Source organism: Myxococcus sp. MH1 (genome assembly GCF_059738865.1).
Window position 1 is genome coordinate 6,424,515 of record NZ_AP026947.1, and the last position, 17,353, is coordinate 6,441,867.

The window sequence follows — 17,353 nt, forward strand, 5'->3', positions numbered from 1 at the left end:
CGTCCTCATTCCCCCTCTGCACGGCCCGGTGCCCGCTCCATCGCGGGCACCGCGCCTGGGGAGCAGGAGGTCACGCCGTGAAGAACGCACGGACGCTCATCGTCTTCGGGGTCCTCATCGCGATCGCGCTGGCGATGGGCCTGTCCACGCGCGCGGATGCGCCCGACTCGCCCGTTCCCTCCGTGGAGAACACGGGCCCCCAAGGCGCCCGCGCGCTCTACCTGTTCCTCCAAGAAGGAGGACGCGCGGTCAGCACGCACCTCGCCTCCCTGGAGTCACTCGCCGCCGACACCCGGACGCTCGTGCTGGCCTCCCCCATCGGCAGCCCCGTGACGGACGAGGAGGTACGCAAGGTCGAGCACTTCGTCGAGCAGGGCGGCACGCTCGTGTACCTGTCGACGCGCGAGCTCGGCATGCACCAGGCCGCGCTGGAGAAGTGGCTCCGTCTGGAGCCCGGTCCCCTGCTGCCCGCGAGCGAGCGCGGGCTCTCCACGGACCTCGCGGACGCGGGTGGAACCACGGTGGACGTGTGGCTGGGCGCGGGTCCCCTTCGCGGACTCAGCACGCTGCGCGTCTCCCAGGACCGCGGCATCCTCATGGAGCACCCGGACGCGATTCCGCTCGCGGGGCTCGGCGGCGCGGTGACGATGTGGCGACGTGCGCTCGGACAGGGCGAGATCTACGTGCTCGCCGGAGCGGACCTCCTGGAGAACCGCCGCATCGAGCTGCTCGACAACGCGCGCTTCTGGAACGCGCTCGCGGCCCGAGGCCCGCTCGTCATCGACGAGTACCACCACCAGCTCGCGCCCCCGCCGCCGCTGTCGCGTGGCATCTGGGTCTTCGTCGCGCAGGTCCTGGTCGTCAGCGGCCTCTACGCGTTCTCACGCGGCACGCGCTTCGGCGCGCCGAGGCCGGAGCGGGAGGAGAAACACCGCTCCGCGCTGGAGTACGTGCGCAGCATGGGCTGGCTCATGCGACGCGCGAAGGTGGAGAAGTCCCTGCTCCCCGAGCTGGACACCTCCCTGCGTCAACAACTGCAGGAGCGCCTGGGCATCTCCCCCGCCCTCGCCGACGCGGAGGCCGCGCGACTCCTCGAACAGGACGGCGGCATCCCCGCGTCGCACTACCTGGACGCGAAGGCGGAGCTGAACCGACTGCTCGGACAGGCCACCGTCAAGCCCGCGGACTACGCGCGAGTGGCCCGCCTCTATGCGCACCTGGAGCGCACCGTGGCGGGCCGACAATCGCTCAACCGTTCCTGAGTCCCACCCTCACATGGACACCGGGCGCGAGACCACCGCGCCCGGCAGCCCCGACGCTCAGAGCGACTTGCCCGCTGCCACCATCGCCGTGCCCACGTGGTGACGAATCTCGTCCACGCGCGCGTCCCAGCTCTCGTTGAAGATCTTCTCCGCGCGCTCGCGGCTGGGGCCCGGGCCCTCCGCGAGGCACTCATCCACCTTGGCCACGAAGTCCTCGGTGGACTTGGCGATCTTGCACAGGCCCACCTTGCGGACCTCCGGCAGGTCCGTGGACACCACCGGCAGACCCGAGGCCAGGTACTCGCGCACCTTGAGCGGGTTGGCGTTCAGCGTCAGCTCGCTGATCTTGAACGGCATCAGCGCCACGTCGAACGCGCGGCTGTAACCCGGCAGGTCCGCGTACGCCTTGCGGCCGAGCATGTGGATGTTCGGCTCCGCCCGCAGCCGGGAGTCATCGCAGTCCGGCGTCGTCTTGCCGATGATGACCACCGAGCCCTCGGGGTGCGCGCGCGCCGTGGCGATGATGGCGTCCTGGTCCACCCAGTCCGCCACCAGCCCGAAGAAGCCGATGACCGGCTTGGGCAGGTTCGCGATGTCCGCGGGGATGACCGTCGTCGGATCACACGCCTTCACGAAGTGGCGGAAGTCCGTGCCGTGACGCACCAGCACCGTGCGCGGGTTGACGCGGGACTTGTTGTCCCTCAGACGCTCGGCGGACGTGATGCACAGGTCCGCGCGACGCAGGAGCCGGTCCTCGAGCTCCGCGATGTGCCGACCGTTGGTGTCGCTGAAGGCGGAGAACTCGTCCACGCAGTGGTAGACGACGAACTCCTCCCCCAGCGTGCCCGACACCGGCGCCGACGCGGGCAGGAAGCTCCAGGAGATGGGCCGCTGGAAGTTCAGCTGCTTCATCGCCCGGCGCACCTGCAGCCGGAGCAGCTCGCGGTTCGCCCCGCGCACCATCTCCGAGCCGTAGAACGGAATGGCCAGCGGCGACAGGACGTGGAGGTTGGGCTCCACCTCCCGCAGGCCCTGCGTGAAGCGCTCCAGCTTGGAGAAGATGCGCTTCACGTCGTGCGCGTTCGCCTTCGGCGCGCGGTTGCCGATGCTGTTCACCCAGAGGATGCGGTTGTCCCTGGAGAGGATCCGCATGATGTGGACCTTCGACAGCGGGTCGCCGTCCCAGTCGTTGGAGAACACCACCAGGTCGCGCCCTCGGAGCGCCCGGCGCGTCAAATCCAGGTCATCACTGCGACGCATCTCTCATCTCCCCTGTGTCTGAAGTCCTCGCGGGAGTCCCGCGAATCTCGTGTGAAGAACCGCTCATGCCGCGGGCGCCGCCTGCACGGGCGCGGACCGACGAGGCGCCAGCGCCTCGTACAGCTCCAGCAACACCGGCCCCACGTCGGGCGAGGCCACCTTCGCCGGCCCCGCCGCCACCGCCTCACCGATGCTCGTCGCGAGCGACGCCGCGTCCCCCGCCCGGAACAGCCGCGTCCCCTCCGGCCGCGCGCAGACGTCGCTCGCCACGCAGGGCACGCCCAGGGCCAGCGACTCGCGCACGGAGATGGAGTCCCCGTCATGCGTCGTGGGCCGCAGGAAGACATCGCCGCGCGCGATGAGCCCCAGCGCCGCGGGGTGGTCCAGCTCGCCCAGCACCTCGAGCTGCCCCGCCACGCCCAGCTCGCGCGCGTCGCGGATGAACTCCTCGGAGTCCGTCCCGGGGCCGAACAGCGCCAGCCCCACGTCCGGATGGGACTCCATCAACTTCCGCAGCGCCCGGAAGGCCACCTTGCGCCCGTACACGGGCGAGGGGTGGTGCGCCATCGTCAGCAACGGACGCCGCCGGGCCCGCGCGGCCTCCACCTTCACGGGCACCTCGCCCGCCTGCACCTGCGAGGCGCAGAAGGCGGGCTGCACCAGGACCTTCTCCGCCGGCACGCCGCACGACAGCAGCGCCTCACGCACCGCCAGCGAGACGGCGATGATGCGCGTGTAGCCCGCGAGCGCCACCCGGGCGAACGCGCGCCGCGCCGCGGACGCCGCCAGGTAGTCCGGCAAGAGCCCCGAGTGCAGCGTGATGAAGCGGGGCGCCCGACCCGCGGGCACCCCGGCCACCATGGCCGCGAGCAGCCAGGCCTTGGGGTTGTTCCCGCTGGTGTGGACATGCACCGTCCACCCCGAGGCGAGAAACCCGGTCAGCCTGAGGCCGAAGTGAGCGGGGCTGCGCACCGGGAGCACGTCCGGAACCGGCCGGCCGCCCTTCCCGATGTCCAGCACCTTCGCTTCGACCCCACGGCTGCGCAGGAACCGATGAAGTTGTTGAACGTGAATCGCCACGCCCCCGAACGGAGGCGGATGGTCTCCCACCAGGAGCACGCGCATGGCAGGCCCTAGCTCGGCACCGACGCCGAAGGAGGCACCGCCGACAGCGGCGAGCGACGCGGCAAGAGCCCCATCTCCCGCTGATACGTGGTCAGCGGATCCGGATCCTGCCGGATGACCCGCGCGGGGATGCCCGCCACCACCGAGCCCGGCGCCACGTCCTTGAGCACCACGGCGTTGGCGCCGATGACCGCGAAGTCACCGATGTGGATGTTGCCGAGAATCTTGGCGCCCGCGCCCACCCGCACGTAGTCGCCGATGATGGGCGCGCCCTCGATGCCCGAGCGTCCACCAATCGTCACCTGCTGAGAGATGAGGCAGTGGCGGCCGATCTTCGCCGCCTTGTGGATGACGACGCCGATTCCGCCGTAGCCCAGCTGCGTCCCCTCGCCGATGTCGGCCTCGTCCGGGACGTAGGAGCTGTGCAGGTAGTAGATGGCCTTGCGCAAGAGCGCGGGCAGCAGCGGAACCTTCTTCAGCCGCAAACCGCGAGCCATCCGGTACAACGTCATCGCATCGACACCCATCCACGCCTCCCCTGACCCAACCTCGCGACGGGGAGCAACCTAGGTACCGTTCCCCCGAGAGGGAAGTAGGCCCCAGGCGCATCCCGACTTTTCCTCAGGCCGTCCTCCGGGGACGCAGGCCCGCGAGCACCGCCAGCGGCCGCACCCCCGCGACGTACAGCATCACCACGTAGCCCACCGAGAAGAGCACCCCGGCCACCGCCAGCGGCAGCACGCGCCAGAAGAAGCCCTGGGGCAGGTGCCCCCACGCCCCCTGCGCCGCCGCCCGGAGCACGAACACGGCCAGCCCCGCCGCCCCCGCCGCCAGCGACGCGCGCCCCAGCTCCCGCCACGGGATGACGTCCACCAGACGCAAGGAGCGTCGGGGCGTGGACAGCGCCGCCGGAATCCGGGTGAGCAGCAGCACCTTGCCCACCACCTCCGCCACCGCCCACGAGCCGATGCCGCCCAGCATCCCCAGGTGCTTCACGCCGAAGTACACCAGCGGCACCGTCACCGCCGCCTTCACCGCGTACGACACGAAGATGGCCCGCGTCAGCCCGCGCGCCCTGAGCGTCCCGTCCATGGGCAGGATGGAGAGCACCACCCCGAGCACGCTGATGCGGAACACGGGCACGGCCGGCAGGAACTTCTCGCCGAACAGCGCGCCGATGAACTCCGGCGCCGCCGCGAAGAGGAACGCCGCGAAGGGCAGGAACACGTACGCCAGCTTCCCCGCCGCCTCGCGGAACGCGTCCACGCCCTCCTCCAGGCGCCCTTCCCGCTCCAGCTCCCCCAGGCGCACCATCAGCACCTCGCTGGTGGGCGTGTAGAGCAGGTCCACCACCGGCAGCTGGAAGCAGCCCACGCGGTACAGCGCGTACATCGCCGGCGCCACCGCGCCCGCCACCATGTACAGGTGCGCGTTCTGCTGCGGAATCGCCAGGAACATCGCCGCGCCGAACGGCGCCGCGTACGCCAGCTGCGCGCGCAGCAGCGGCCCGCTCACCAGGGGCCCCGTGACACCGCGCAGACAGACGACCCACGTCGCCACGAAGCGCAGCGCCGTGAAGCCGCACACCGCCACCATCAGCCCATGCAACGAGAAGCCCAGCAGCGGCGGCAGCACCATCACCGAGGCCCGCACCGCGTCCGACACCAGGTACACCACGGCCGAGGCCTTGGTGCGCCCCTGCGCCGTGAGCGACACCTCCAGCGGGAAGCTGCCCAGCAGGAACGCCGTGTAGGCCGCCAGCTCCCAGCGGTAGTCGAGCAGCCGCGGGTTGGAGAACCACCCCGCCACCGGGCCCATCAACGCGAAGACGAGCAGCGCGCCCACCACGCCCGCGCCCGACATGAACAGCAGCGTCTGTCCCAGGTACGGCCGCTTCTCGCCGGTGCGCGGCAGGAAGTAGTACAGGCTCTGCACCACGCCGAACGGCAGCACGTAGTAGAGCGTCGTGGCGATGAGGAACAGCTGGTAGTACGTGCCGTACTCGTCCAGGTTCAGCACCCGGGCGAGCACGAGCGGAATGGACAGCGTCAGCCCGGCGGTGAACAGCCGGGCCAACACCAGGGGACCGGCGCGGCCGAGGAACGAGCCCCCCGCCGCCGCCGGTGATGCCGCTCCGCTCACGGAGCCTCCTTCAGGGCCGCTCCGTCGGGCGTCGCCAGCACGTTGCCCATCAGGCTGCCGCGGAAGGAGTGCGTCCTGCGCCCCGGCACCGGGCGGCTCACGCCGAGCAACCCGAAGCAGTCATCCAGCTGGCAGCCGGTGAGCGGCGACGAGTAGTCCCCGAGCATCCCCAGGCTGAAGTTCTCCCACAGCACCTTGCGCTTGAGGGTGAACGGGTCCCCGCCGATGCGGTTGGGCAGGTCCTCCGTCGTCACGCCCGAGCGGAAGCCGTTCGCGGCGAGCACGCGGATGACCTCGTCCGAGTACCACCCGTTGCAGTACGCGAAGTCGCGCACCTGGATGCCCACCTCCGCCTCGATGGTCCGCTTGGACTCGAGGATCTCCTGCTCCACCACCGCCTGCGGCTCCAGCGTCAACACCGTGTGCCCCAGCGTGTGCGCGCCGAACTCGAACCCGTCGCGCGCCATGCGGCGCACCTCGTCCCAGTTCATGACGTCGCCCTGCTCGGGCACCAGGTCCTGGCCACCGCCGAGCTGCTGCTCCAGCGCGTCGATGATGGCCGTCAGCACCCGCGTGGGGTGCTCCCCGATGAAGTCATCCAGCGCCGCGGACACCGTCTTCTGTCCGGAGAGGATGGGGCCCAGCAGCTCCATCGACGCCTCCGGCAGCGCCGCGTACACCGGGTGGTAGTGCCGCTCCTGCGCGCGCCTGAGCAGGTGGAAGAGGCGGTCATGGTTGAACCGCCGCTTCGTGCCGATGAACGCTGTTGGCAGATAGGTGATGGCCGGCACGCCCATCTGCTTCAGGATGGGGTACGCGTACCGGTACACGTCCCGGTACCCGTCGTCGAAGGTGATGACGCACAGGTCCTTCTTCGCCACCCTCCGGCCCGACATCACGTCCACCGCGTCGCCAATCGACGCCAGCTCGAAGCCGGCCGCCGAGGCCTCCTCGAGATGACGCCGGAACGTCTCCTGGCTGATGAGCAACCCCGGGATGGAGCGCTGGAGCTCCCCGGTGAAGTCGCTCACCACGCGGTGATAACTCACGATGAGGATGCGCCTGCCACCCGACTGCACCCTCCGATAGGCCGCCATCGCCCGACGCATGCCGCTGTAGTGCAGCACGCCAGCGGTCGCCGCCTTGACCGCCCTCCGCAAGACCCTCGCCGTTGCCATCACGCCCTCCGCGGAAAAGGAACCCCTGGCCCACGTTCCCCTCAGGGAACTTCCAACTCGCGCGGGAGCCATTGCAGGGGTGATGCCATAGCCGATTCAGGCGCCTGACGTCCGCGCTCGGGGGGACGCCCGGCGGGACGAGAGGGATGACGACGGCTGGACACGTTGCACCAGGGAAACACGGCGGACCACGCGGGCACACCGTGCCCCACCCATTGGAAAAACTTTCCTGTCTTCAGGGTCGCCCCACCCCTGGCCGGCCAGCCGCCCGGGTTTCACTGGATGACAGTTGCGATTCCGGATACGAACGAGCATCCCGATGACTCCCCACTCCGCCGCTGCCGCGCTCGCGTTGCATGACGTCAGCAAGCGCTATGGACGTCGCTGGGCGCTGGCGCGGCTGACGTACGCGCTTCCCGCCGGACGCTCATTGCTGCTCACCGGCCACAACGGCTCCGGAAAGACGACGCTGTTGCGCATGCTCGCCACCGCGCTGAGCCCCACCGCGGGCCGCGTGGAGGTGCTGGGCAAGGACGCCGTCGTGCACCGCGACGAGCTGCGCCGCGACGTGGCGCTCCTGTCCCACGCCAGCTTCCTCTACGAGGACCTCACCGCGCACCAGAACCTCACCGTGCTGGCGCGGCTGCTGGGACACCCCTCGCCGAAGGACGCGGCGGAGGGCCTGCTCGCACGGGTGGGCCTGGGCAAGCGCTCGGACAACCCGGTGCGCGGCTTCAGCGCCGGCATGCGAAAGCGCCTGGCCATCGCCCGGCTGCTGATGAAGGCCCCGACGATCGCGCTGCTGGACGAGCCCTTCGGCGAGCTGGACCCGGAGGGCATCCGGGAGATGGAGGGCATCATCGCCCAGCTCAAGTCGGGCGGCGTCACGGTGGTGTTGGCGACGCACCTCATCGACCAGGGGCTGTCCCTGTGCGAGGAGCGCCTGCACCTGCAGGACGGACGGGCGGTGTCGGCGTGAATCTGCCAACAAGCCCCCAGCGCCCCCGGCCCCTCGGACTCATGGGCGCCACGCTGGCCCTCTTGCGCAAGGACCTGCTCATCGAGTGGCGCACCCGCGCGCGCCTCAACGCCATCGTCTTCTTCGCGCTGGCCACCCTGCTGATGTTCTCCTTCGCGCTGGGCCCGGACACGCGCCTGTTGGAGAAGAACGCCGGCGGCTACTTCTGGCTGGCCATCCTCTTCGCCAGCGTGCTCGCCCTGGGCGAGTCCTTCCGCGTCGAGTCCGAGAACGCCTGCATGGACGGCGTGCGGCTGGCCCCCGCGGACCCCCGCGCCATCTACCTGTCCAAGGCCCTGGGCAACGCGCTGCTCCTCGTCGCGCTGGGCATCCTGCTGTTGCCCGTCATGGTCGCCCTGTACGGCGTGCGGGTGGTCATGGGCGCGGTGGACCTGGGCAGTGTCCTGCTGCTCGGCAGCCTGGCCCTCAGCGCACCGGGGACGGTGTACGCCGCGATTTCCAGCAATGCCCGGGCAAGGGATGTGCTCCTGCCTCTGCTATTGTTCCCGCTGGTCATCCCTGCCCTGCTGTCCGCGGCCAAGGCGACCACCCTCGTATTGCAGGGAGACCCCATGAATCAGTTGGGCTCATGGCTGGGGCTTTTGCTCGGTTTCAATCTGATTTACTGGGGCGTGGGCTTCATGCTCTTCCCTCGCATCATCGAGGACTGACGGATGAACAAGCTCATCAAGTGGGGCCTCCCGGTGGTGGGCCTGGGCGTGCTCGCGGCGGGCTGGTGGTTGGGCCTGGCGTGGGCACCTCCGGACCGGGAGATGGGTGACGTGCAGCGCATCATGTATGTGCACGTCCCACTCCAGTGGATGGCCATGCTGGCCATGTTCCTGAACTTCGTGATGGCGGTGTCGCACCTGCTCAAGTCGAAGCCGGGCTGGAAGCTGGACTCGCTGGCGGAGTCGGCGGCCGAGGTGGGGCTGGTGCTGGGCGCGCTGGGCATGGTGACCGGGGCCATCTGGGGCCGCCCGACGTGGGGCGTCTACTGGTCGTGGGATCCGCGCCTGACGTCGGAGGCCATCATGCTGGTGACGTACACCGGCTACCTGGTGCTGCGGCGCTTCGTGGAGGACCCCGACAAGCGCGCGACGTGGAGCGCGGTGGTGGCGATTCTTGGCGCCATCAACCTGCCCATCGTCTGGTTCTCGGTGCGCTGGTGGAGAAGCCTGCACCAGGTGCAGTCGAGCCCGAAGACGGTGGATCCGCAGATGGTGCTGCCCCTGCGGGTGGCGGCCATCGGCATGCTGCTGGTCACCATCGCCCTGCTCATCCAGCGCTACCGCATCGCCCTGGCCGAGCGCCGGGCGGAGGTGGCCCTGCCGGACGCGCTGCCCGGTGCGGGCGCGCCGGATGTCCACAACACCCCGAAGGTGGCCTGACCATGACGACGCTGACGACGCTGGGAGTCCTCGCCCAGGCCGCGGGCCAGGTGGGAAGTGGCCGCATCCAGGGGGGCTGGGGCTATGTCTGGGCCTGCTACGGCATCACCGTGGCAGCGCTCGTGCTTTACTCGCTGTCCCTCTGGCTGCGCCGGCCCCAGGCCTCGCAGGACGCGAAGGAGTAAGTGGTCATGACGCCTGTCGCCCGTAATCGGATCTTCGCCCTGGGAGCGCTGCTGGTGGCCGCCGCTGGCCTGGGCTTCGTCGCCTTCGGCAACATCGGTGAGAACCTCGTCTACTACTGGAGCCCGTCGGAGATGCTGGCCCAGGGGGACAAGGCCTACACGGCCACCATCCGCCTGGGCGGCGTGGTGCAGCCGGGCAGCATCCAGTGGAACGCCGAGCACACCACCCTGCACTTCCGCGTCGCCAACGACGTGACGGAGGGCGCCGCCAGCGTGCTGGTGCGCTCCACGGAGACGCCGCCGCAGATGTTCCGCGACAAGATTGGCGTCGTGGTGGAGGGCACGTACGACGCCTCCGGCGTGTTCAGCTCCAACCGGCTGATGGTGAACCACTCGAACGAGTACCGCGCCCCCAAGGAGGGCGAGGACCCGAACAAGTGGCGTGAGACGCTGTCGGACAGCTCGACGACGGCGAGCGCGACGCCCGGAGCGGAGGCGCGGTGAACGGCTCGCTTGGATACGGACTGGTGCTCGGAGGGCTCGCGTTCGCGACCTTCGGCGCGCTGGTCGGCCTGGTCACGGGGCTGCGCCGCAGCGAGGCGGGCTTCCCGTGGGTGATGCGCGCGGTGTGGGGCTTCGCCGGCTGCATGATCGCCGCGAACCTGGTGATGGTGTACGCGCTCGTCTCGCACGACTTCAGCGTGAAGTACGTGGCGCAGGTGGGCAGCCGGGACACGCCGCTGCTCTACACGGTGGTGTCGCTGTGGAGCGCGCTGGAGGGGTCCATCCTCTTCTGGGGCTTCATCATGGGCGCGTACGTGGCGGCCTTCGCGTGGCTGCACCGCCGCGAGCACGCGCGCTACATGTCGCTGGCGCTGGGCACGATGCTGGCGGTGGGCGTGTTCTTCACGTTCCTCATCGCCGGCCCCGCCAACCCCTGGGGCGCCGTGTCGCCGGTGCCGCCGGACGGCCCGGGGCCCAATCCCCTGCTGCAGAACCACATCCTGATGGTCATCCACCCGCCCTTCCTCTACCTGGGCTACGTGGGCATGACGGTGCCGTTCGGCGTGGCGGTGGCGGGGCTTTTGCGCGGGGAGATTGGCGAGGCGTGGATGGCGCCCCTGCGGCGCTGGACGCTGGTCGCCTGGCTGTTCCTGTCCATCGGCATCATCCTCGGCGCGTGGTGGGCCTACGCGGTGCTCGGCTGGGGCGGCTACTGGGCGTGGGACCCGGTGGAGAACGCCAGCTTCCTGCCGTGGCTGACGGCCACCGCGTTCATGCACTCGACGATGGTGCAGGAGCGCAAGCGGATGCTGAAGCTGTGGACGCTGTCGCTCGCGCTGGCGTCCTTCGTGCTGACGATCCTGGGCACGTTCATGACGCGCTCGGGCATCTTCAACTCGGTGCACTCCTTCACCCAGTCGGACATCGGCCCCACGTTCCTGGTGTTCCTGGGCGTGCTGCTGGTGCTGTGCATCGGCCTGCTGGCGGTGCGCGGGCCGCTGCTGGTGCCGGAGGGGCGGATGAGCTCGCTGGTGTCACGCGAGGCGAGCATCCTGGTCAACAACCTGGTGTTCGTGGCCATTACCTTCACCGTGTTGCTGGGCACGCTCTATCCGCTGGTGTCCGAGGCGGTGCGCGGCGTGCGCGTCAGCGTGGGTGAGCCGTACTTCAACAAGATGGCGGTGCCGGGCGGCATCGCGGTGCTGTTCCTGATGGGCGTGGGCCCGGTGCTGCCGTGGGGCACGCCGGACAAGGCCACGCTGCGTCGGCAGTTCATCATCCCCGCCGTGGTGGGGCTCATCGTCACCGCGGTGTGCTTCGCGGTGGGGCTGCGCGGCGTCTACCCGCTGCTCACCTTCGGGCTCGCGGGCTTCGTCACCGTCATCACGGTGCGCGAGCTGGTGGCGCCGGTGCGCGTGCGCATGTCGGAGCGCAAGGAGGGCCTGCTCACCGCGCTCGTCACCAGCGCCACCAAGGCGCAGCGCCGCTTCGGCGGCTACGTGGTGCACCTGGGCATCGTCCTCATCATCGTCGCGGTGGCCGCGTCGTCCGCGTACGTCAAGCACACGTCCGGCACGCTGAAGAAGGGCCAGACGATGCAGCTCGACGGCTACCAGCTGAAGTACCTGGGGCTGATGAGCGGCGAGGAGCCGCACCGCACCTTCGTCGCCGCGCGCGTGGAGGTGACGACGCCGGGCGGCAAGGTCACGGAGATGAAGCCCCGGCTCAACTACTACGAGCGGAGCACGGACCCCATCGGCACGCCCGCGGTGCGCGAGACGGCCGGCGAGGACTTCTACGTCTCGCTGATGGCGTTCTCCGAGCAGGCCGGCAACGCGAGCTTCAACGTCTGGGTCTTCCCGCTCGTGGGGTGGATCTGGTGGAGCATCCCGCTGCTGGTGCTGGGCACGCTCATCGCCATCTGGCCGCGGCGCAAGGCGGCGGTGGCGCTGTCGAGCGCGGAGGTGGGCGCGAGCCTCGCCGGGGGTGACGCGGAACGGGGGGCGGCATGAAGCGCTGGCGCTACACGCTGGGCTTCGTCGTCCTCTCCGTGGCGCTGCTCACGGTGCTCTACAAGGGCTTCGGGCGAAACCCGCACGAGGTGCCCTTCATGCTGACGGGCAAGCCCGCGCCGGACTTCGTGCTGCGCTCGTTGGACACCGGCGAGAAGGTGAGCCTGGCGGACCTGAAGGGCCGCCCGGTGGTCATCAACTTCTGGGCGTCGTGGTGCGGGCCGTGCCAGTACGAGCACCCGGTGCTCGAGTGGGGCCAGCGCGAGTACGGCTCGCAGGCGGTGTTCCTGGGCGTGGTGTTCGAGGACTCCGAGGACAACGCCCGCGCCTTCCTGCGGCGCCAGGGGTACAGCTTCCCGCAGCTCATCGACCCGCGCTCGCGCATGGCGGTGAGCTACGGCGTGGCGGGGGTGCCGGAGACGTACTTCATCGACCCGGCGGGCACCATCCGTGGCAAGCACGTGGGGCCCATCGACCCGGAGTCGCTCACCCGGCGCATCCGCGAGCTGACCACGGCGAGCCCGTCCGCCGCCGAGGCCCAGCGTCCGTAGGAGCTGCAACCGTCACCCGCGCTTCACCTGGGGCCTCTCGCTTCCGGTGAAAACCTCGTGTTATTCCACGACTTGCGTTGACCGTGAGGGCTCCCCCCGCCCTCCGCACAGCAAGGTGGGTTCATGCGGTGCCCGGAGTGCGGTGAGTCCTCGAACGCGCGGCTGAAGTACTGCGAGAACTGCGGCGGCAAGATGCCGGAGAGCCCCCAGGGGCTGACGGGCTCGCGCCCCGCGCTGCGGACGAACTCCACGCGACGGGCCATGGAGGAGCCGTCCTACGCGGCGGAGATCCTCGACGAGGCGGAGGCCCACAGCCAGGGCGCCGCCTACGTGCCCGCGGGCAGCCGCGACACCGCGGAGGACACGGACCCGGGCCAGTCGCGCCCCGGCTATGACGGCCCCAGGTGGCTGGCGAGCGTGCCGGCGCACTCGCAGAGCATCGTGGGGCTCGCGGTGCTGTCGTTCGCGCTGGCGCTCTCCATCCTCCCCTCCTTCGATGGCGTGGGCGTGGTGGGCGCGCTGCTCGCGGTGGTGGGCGCGATGCTGACGCTGGCGCGGGAGCTGAGGCTCGCGGGCGAGGCCCAGGGCGTCACGAAGCTCCTGCCGGAGGTGCTCTACCGCCCGGAGATTCCCGCGGCCTTCTGCGCGCTGCTGGCGGCGCTGAGCTTCCGCATGCTCGGGATTGGCGTGATGCCCGTGCTGTGGCTGCTGGCCTCCGGGCTCATCATCCATGACCAGTGGCGGAAGGTGATTGCCGGCCCCGACGGCGTGCTCGCGCGCTGGTTCGACCTGCGCCAGCTGCTGGTGATGCCGTCGGTGCTCACGCTCGGCGGCGTGGGACTGGCCTTGCTGACGCTGTTCGCGCCGTGGGCCACGCTCAGCACGCTGCCGGAGGTGCCGGACGCGCCCGTGCCCTCGGGTCCGCCGGAGCTGCGGGTCATCGGCGCGCAGCGGGCCGCGGATGACGTCCTGTACTCCGCGAACGCGGGCACCATCACCCTGACGGGCTGGGATTTGTCCGGCGCGGTGCTGGTGGAGCTCTTGCTCTTGTCGGTGCTGGCGCTGCTCGCGCTGAGGCCCGAGGTGTCCCGCCCCGCGTGGACGCGCTTCGCGCCAGTGGGCGTGCTGGGCGTGGGGCTCTTGTGGGCGCTGTTGCACCTGAAGCTGTCACCCGGGCCGCTCATCTTCGTCGTGGGCCTGGCGGCCATGGGCGTCCAGGTGGTCCGTCAGCTGCGGGAGTCAAGGGATGCGCTGGTCCCCGCGCCCGCGTATGACGACGGCCTCGACGAGACGGAGCGTGTCGAGGACCCGAACCCCGATGACATGTATCCGGACGACGAGGGAAACCCGGATGACATGGGCCCGGACGACGAGGGAAACCCGGATGACATGGGCCCGGACGACGAGGAGGAGCCCAAGCCTCGCGGCCGTTGAGGTAGAGCGGAGGCATGTCGTCCTCTCCTCCCCTCCCCCCTGGCGCGGTCGCCTTCGTGGACCGCTGGCGTGAGCTGTTCGATGCGCGGGACTGGGCCGCCCTGCGGGCCCACGAGCATCCCGACTTCCCGGGGTCAGGCCCGCCCAAGCAGAACGACAGCTTCATCCGCGGGCTCGGCACGAGCGGCTACCGGGTCGCGAGCGCGAAGCTGAAGCCCTTCGTACAGCCGAAGTGGTCCATCTTCCGCACCACGCGCCTGCACCCGCAACCCACGTACTGGTGTGACCTGGTGTTGAAGAGCGACAAGGGCCACCAGACGGAGGCGTTCATCGCGCTGGCGCCGTGGGAGGGCACCGAGGGCGCCTTCCGCGCGTCGTACTACGTCGAGCTTCCGCCGAAGAAGAAGGTCGCCCCGCTGGACCTGGGCAAGGAGCAGGCGCGTGTCTCGAGGTTCCTGGCCAAGGCGGTGAAGGACTTCGCGCGGAGCCACAAGGACCCGCGGCCCGTCCAGCGGCTGGCGCTGCGGTACTCCACCGACAATGGGGCGCTGAACGTGGGCTTCGACCTGAACCCGGAGTCCGAGCCGGGCGAAGGCATGACCCATGACGACTTCGCGGAGCTGCTCGTCCCCCGCTGGCCGGACGTGAAGGAGCACAAGCCGGCGCTGGTGGGCCTCGGCGGCGTGAAGCTCGCGGCCCGCGAGGATGGGACGTGGGGCACCCCCGAGGCGCATGCGCGACTGGAGGAGCACCTCGGGAAGATGCTCGTCGCGATGCTGCTCGAGCTGCGCGACAGCGGCCAGCTCGAGGCCCTGCGCGCATCGGACACCGCGGAGCTCGGAGTCGAGGAGTCCGAGGGCCACTTCGGCTGGCCCGACTACGAGGAGCGCGGACGCGAGAACCGGCTGGTGGCGAAGCGCTGAGCTTGTCAGCCCCCGCGCGCCACGCGAAGTCCGACCATCCTGGCGTGTCCGCCCTGGAGCCAGACACGTCAAAGGCTCGCGTGACGTGTCATCACGCGAGCCCGATGAAGCCGCCGCGCGACTCAGGGGGCCTTCTTCGCCTCGGGCGCGTCCATCTCCTTGAGCACCTTCTCCGCGTTCGTGTTGGACGGATCCAACTCCAGCGAGCGGCGATAGCTCGCCTTCGCCAGGGCCTTGTTCCCCTGGGCCAGGTACGCCTCGCCCAGGCTGTCGTGGACATTCCCGTCCTCGGGGAACTGCTCCACGTTGGCCTTGAAGACTTCAATCGCCTCCGGCACGCGGCCCCCGCGCAACAGGTCATACCCGACGCGGTTGAGCTCGCCCGCGCCGAAGAAGTACTCGGCGCCCGCCTTGCTGCCCTTGAGCTGCTGGTACGTGGCGAGCGCCTGCTGCGCGGTGCCCGTGGCCAGGATGCGAGAGACCTCGTCGGCGATGGACTTGAGCGGCTGCTTCGGCGCGACGCCGTTCAGGATGCTCAGCACGCCGGCGGACAGCGGCCGGGGGCTGGCGCCGCGTCCCACGTTGGAGAGCGCGACGACGACCTGCTTCTTCTCCGGGACCCGCACGAAGAAGGCGCTGAACCCGTTGATGCCCCCCCCATGGTAGACGGCCGTCAGCTTCGTCTTGCCGTCATCCAGCCTGAACGGCTCCAGCGACACCCCGAAGCCGTACTGGTCCAGGCCCGGCGTCGTCATCTTCTTCTTCAGCTCCTCCGACAACAGGGAGGTGCCCTGCAGCGCCTTGTCCCACAGGTACAGGTCCTCCACCGTCGAGTAGATGGAGCCCGCCGCGTACGGCAACCCCATGTCCAGGTAGTCCGCGTTGACGTACTGGCCCGACTTGAAGTCGTACCCCGACGCGCGCTTGGGCAGCACCGTCGCGGACACGTCGTAGCCCGTGTTCTTCATGCCCGCCGGCTTGAAGATGCGCTCCTCCAGCACCTGCGCGTACGTCTTGCCCGTCACCTTCTCGATGATGGCGCCCAGGAGGAAGTAGCCCGAGTTGTTGTACGCGTACTTCGTCCCCGGCTCGAACTGGAGATCTCCGGAGCAGTGCTCCTTCACGAACGCGGCGACGGTGAAGGGGTCTCTGGCCACGTCGCCGAACTTCGGGTTCGACGTGTAGCTGGGGATGCCGGAGGTGTGGTTCAACAGGTGCGTCACCGTGACGCGCGAGCCCGTGTCCTGACGGTAGTCCGTCAGGTGCTTCGTCACCGGGTCCTCCAGGCCCACCTTGCCCTCACCCACGAGCTGAAGGATGAGCGTGGCGGTGAACTGCTTGGTGACGGAGCCGATGCGGAACTTCGTGTCGGGCCCCGCGGGAATCCCCCACTCCATGTTCGCCTGGCCGTAGCCCTTCTTGAGGACGATGCCCGTCTCGTCCGCGACCAGCAGGCTCCCGTTGAACTGGTTGAGCGCGTGGTACCTCGCCGCCAGCCGCTCCATCGCCTCCTTGTCCTTGCGGCTCGCCGCGTCCGCCGGGGAGACCGCCAACAAGAACCCCAGGCCCACCGCGACACCCGCATCCATCCAAGCCAGCTTCATTCCGCTCTCCAAGGAAGTTGAATCGCCCCGCTCCATCCGAGCCGGCCCGGCGGCGTCCCATGCTCCACCGGGAACGAACCGGGCGACCAACCATTGCGTCGCGGCCGTGCCCCGCCCGGGCCCGCCGCCGGCCCGGCCGTGACGGATGCCCACCTACAGTCCGGGAAGCGGGGCAGGCGCCCGGCGCTCAGGTTTCGCTGTCCAACACCGGGCGGTAGCGCTAGTTAAGACGGCTTCCGGGAGTTCCGATGACCGCCGCCCTGCTGTCCCTGACCCTCGCCTTCGGCCTCGTCACCGGCCAGTTCGCGCCCCAGCAGGCCGCGAGCGAGCCTCTCGCCCCGGCCCTGGAGGAGCGCGTCCAGAAGCTCGGCAAGACGCTGCGTTGCGCGGTGTGCCAGGGCCTCTCCATCTCCGACAGCCCGTCCTCCATGGCCCGCGCGCAGCTGGACATGGTCCGGGAGCTCGTCTCCGAGGGGAAGAGCGACCAGGAGGTGGTCGAGTTCTTCGTGTCGCGCTACGGCGAGTGGGTCCTCCTGGAGCCCAAGGCCGAGGGCTTCAACTGGTTCGTCTGGCTGGGCCCCGTCGCGCTGCTCGTCGTGGGCGGCTTCGTCATCTGGAGACAGCTGCAGCAGGGCCCCGCCCTGGAGCCCACCGCCCAGGCCACCTCGCCTTCCGCCCCCGCCGCGCCGGGCGGCCCCCCTTCCGCGGCGGATGACGCCGACCCCTACCTCCAGGCCGTGCGCCGGGAGCTGGAGCGCTAAGCC

The 17,353-nt window shown here is 69.9% G+C and carries 17 protein-coding genes; 11 read left to right on the forward strand and 6 right to left on the reverse strand.

Annotation, left to right across the window (positions count from 1 at the left end; genetic code table 11):
• The first annotated feature begins 77 nt into the window (after window positions 1–77).
• Window positions 78–1,262, forward strand: a complete 1,185-nt coding sequence (locus AC6JA9_RS24920) for a DUF4350 domain-containing protein (RefSeq protein ID WP_473565914.1) — start codon at window positions 78–80, stop codon at window positions 1,260–1,262.
• Window positions 1,263–1,319: 57 nt separating this feature from the next.
• On the opposite strand, the gene exoP is transcribed toward AC6JA9_RS24920, so the two are convergent.
• From exoP to exoL, 5 genes are all read right to left on the reverse strand, one after another.
• A complete protein-coding gene (exoP, locus tag AC6JA9_RS24925) occupies window positions 1,320–2,522 on the reverse strand; it encodes a spore coat polysaccharide biosynthesis glycosyltransferase ExoP (protein WP_141324511.1) in 1,203 nt (400 codons plus the stop codon).
• Window positions 2,523–2,585: 63 nt separating this feature from the next.
• Window positions 2,586–3,647 (reverse strand): glycosyltransferase family 4 protein, encoded by a 1,062-nt coding sequence (locus AC6JA9_RS24930; RefSeq protein ID WP_223747708.1) that lies wholly within the window; start codon window positions 3,645–3,647, stop codon window positions 2,586–2,588.
• A gap of 8 nt (window positions 3,648–3,655) precedes the next feature.
• Window positions 3,656–4,174, reverse strand: a complete 519-nt coding sequence (locus AC6JA9_RS24935) for a serine O-acetyltransferase (RefSeq protein WP_046714337.1) — start codon at window positions 4,172–4,174, stop codon at window positions 3,656–3,658.
• A 94-nt stretch (window positions 4,175–4,268) separates the two neighbouring features.
• On the reverse strand, window positions 4,269–5,789 hold the full coding sequence (exoM, locus tag AC6JA9_RS24940; protein WP_223747707.1) for a spore coat polysaccharide flippase ExoM: 1,521 nt from the start codon (window positions 5,787–5,789) through the stop codon (window positions 4,269–4,271).
• Window positions 5,786–6,886: a spore coat polysaccharide deacetylase ExoL gene (gene exoL, locus AC6JA9_RS24945; protein ID WP_370640349.1), complete on the reverse strand. Its 1,101-nt coding sequence runs from the start codon at window positions 6,884–6,886 to the stop codon at window positions 5,786–5,788. Before exoL ends, exoM begins: the two co-directional genes overlap by 4 nt.
• Before the next feature lie 400 nt (window positions 6,887–7,286).
• Here exoL and ccmA point away from each other — a divergent pair, with 400 nt between their 5' ends.
• The 9 genes from ccmA to AC6JA9_RS24990 all read left to right on the forward strand — a co-directional run bounded on the left by ccmA (window position 7,287) and on the right by AC6JA9_RS24990 (window position 14,985).
• A complete protein-coding gene (ccmA, locus tag AC6JA9_RS24950; RefSeq protein WP_223747706.1) occupies window positions 7,287–7,946 on the forward strand; it encodes a heme ABC exporter ATP-binding protein CcmA in 660 nt (219 codons plus the stop codon).
• A 41-nt stretch (window positions 7,947–7,987) separates the two neighbouring features.
• Window positions 7,988–8,656 (forward strand): heme exporter protein CcmB, encoded by a 669-nt coding sequence (locus AC6JA9_RS24955; RefSeq protein ID WP_141331437.1) that lies wholly within the window; start codon window positions 7,988–7,990, stop codon window positions 8,654–8,656.
• Between the two features lie 3 nt (window positions 8,657–8,659).
• Entirely contained in the window at window positions 8,660–9,376 is a 717-nt protein-coding gene (ccsA, locus tag AC6JA9_RS24960) for a cytochrome c biogenesis protein CcsA (protein ID WP_223747705.1), read from the forward strand.
• A 2-nt stretch (window positions 9,377–9,378) separates the two neighbouring features.
• Entirely contained in the window at window positions 9,379–9,561 is a 183-nt protein-coding gene (locus tag AC6JA9_RS24965; protein ID WP_141331425.1) for a heme exporter protein CcmD, read from the forward strand.
• A 6-nt stretch (window positions 9,562–9,567) separates the two neighbouring features.
• On the forward strand, window positions 9,568–10,065 hold the full coding sequence (locus tag AC6JA9_RS24970) for a cytochrome c maturation protein CcmE (protein ID WP_223747704.1): 498 nt from the start codon (window positions 9,568–9,570) through the stop codon (window positions 10,063–10,065).
• Window positions 10,062–12,077: a heme lyase CcmF/NrfE family subunit gene (locus AC6JA9_RS24975; protein WP_223747703.1), complete on the forward strand. Its 2,016-nt coding sequence runs from the start codon at window positions 10,062–10,064 to the stop codon at window positions 12,075–12,077. The genes AC6JA9_RS24970 and AC6JA9_RS24975 overlap by 4 nt, the downstream gene beginning before the upstream one ends.
• The gene (locus tag AC6JA9_RS24980) at window positions 12,074–12,628 is read left to right on the forward strand and encodes a TlpA family protein disulfide reductase (protein ID WP_223747702.1); all 555 of its coding nucleotides are present in this window, start codon (window positions 12,074–12,076) and stop codon (window positions 12,626–12,628) included. Before AC6JA9_RS24975 ends, AC6JA9_RS24980 begins: the two co-directional genes overlap by 4 nt.
• 123 nt (window positions 12,629–12,751) lie before the next feature.
• Window positions 12,752–14,062 (forward strand): zinc ribbon domain-containing protein, encoded by a 1,311-nt coding sequence (locus AC6JA9_RS24985; protein WP_497957948.1) that lies wholly within the window; start codon window positions 12,752–12,754, stop codon window positions 14,060–14,062.
• 14 nt (window positions 14,063–14,076) lie between these two features.
• Complete coding sequence (locus tag AC6JA9_RS24990; protein WP_223747700.1) at window positions 14,077–14,985, forward strand: hypothetical protein; 909 nt, start codon at window positions 14,077–14,079, stop codon at window positions 14,983–14,985.
• Between the two features lie 122 nt (window positions 14,986–15,107).
• Here the strand turns inward: AC6JA9_RS24990 and AC6JA9_RS24995 are convergent, their stop codons facing one another.
• The gene (locus AC6JA9_RS24995; protein ID WP_223747699.1) at window positions 15,108–16,589 is read right to left on the reverse strand and encodes a serine hydrolase; all 1,482 of its coding nucleotides are present in this window, start codon (window positions 16,587–16,589) and stop codon (window positions 15,108–15,110) included.
• 248 nt (window positions 16,590–16,837) lie between these two features.
• Here AC6JA9_RS24995 and AC6JA9_RS25000 point away from each other — a divergent pair, with 248 nt between their 5' ends.
• On the forward strand, window positions 16,838–17,350 hold the full coding sequence (locus tag AC6JA9_RS25000; RefSeq protein ID WP_223747698.1) for a cytochrome c-type biogenesis protein: 513 nt from the start codon (window positions 16,838–16,840) through the stop codon (window positions 17,348–17,350).
• Window positions 17,351–17,353 lie beyond the last annotated feature (3 nt).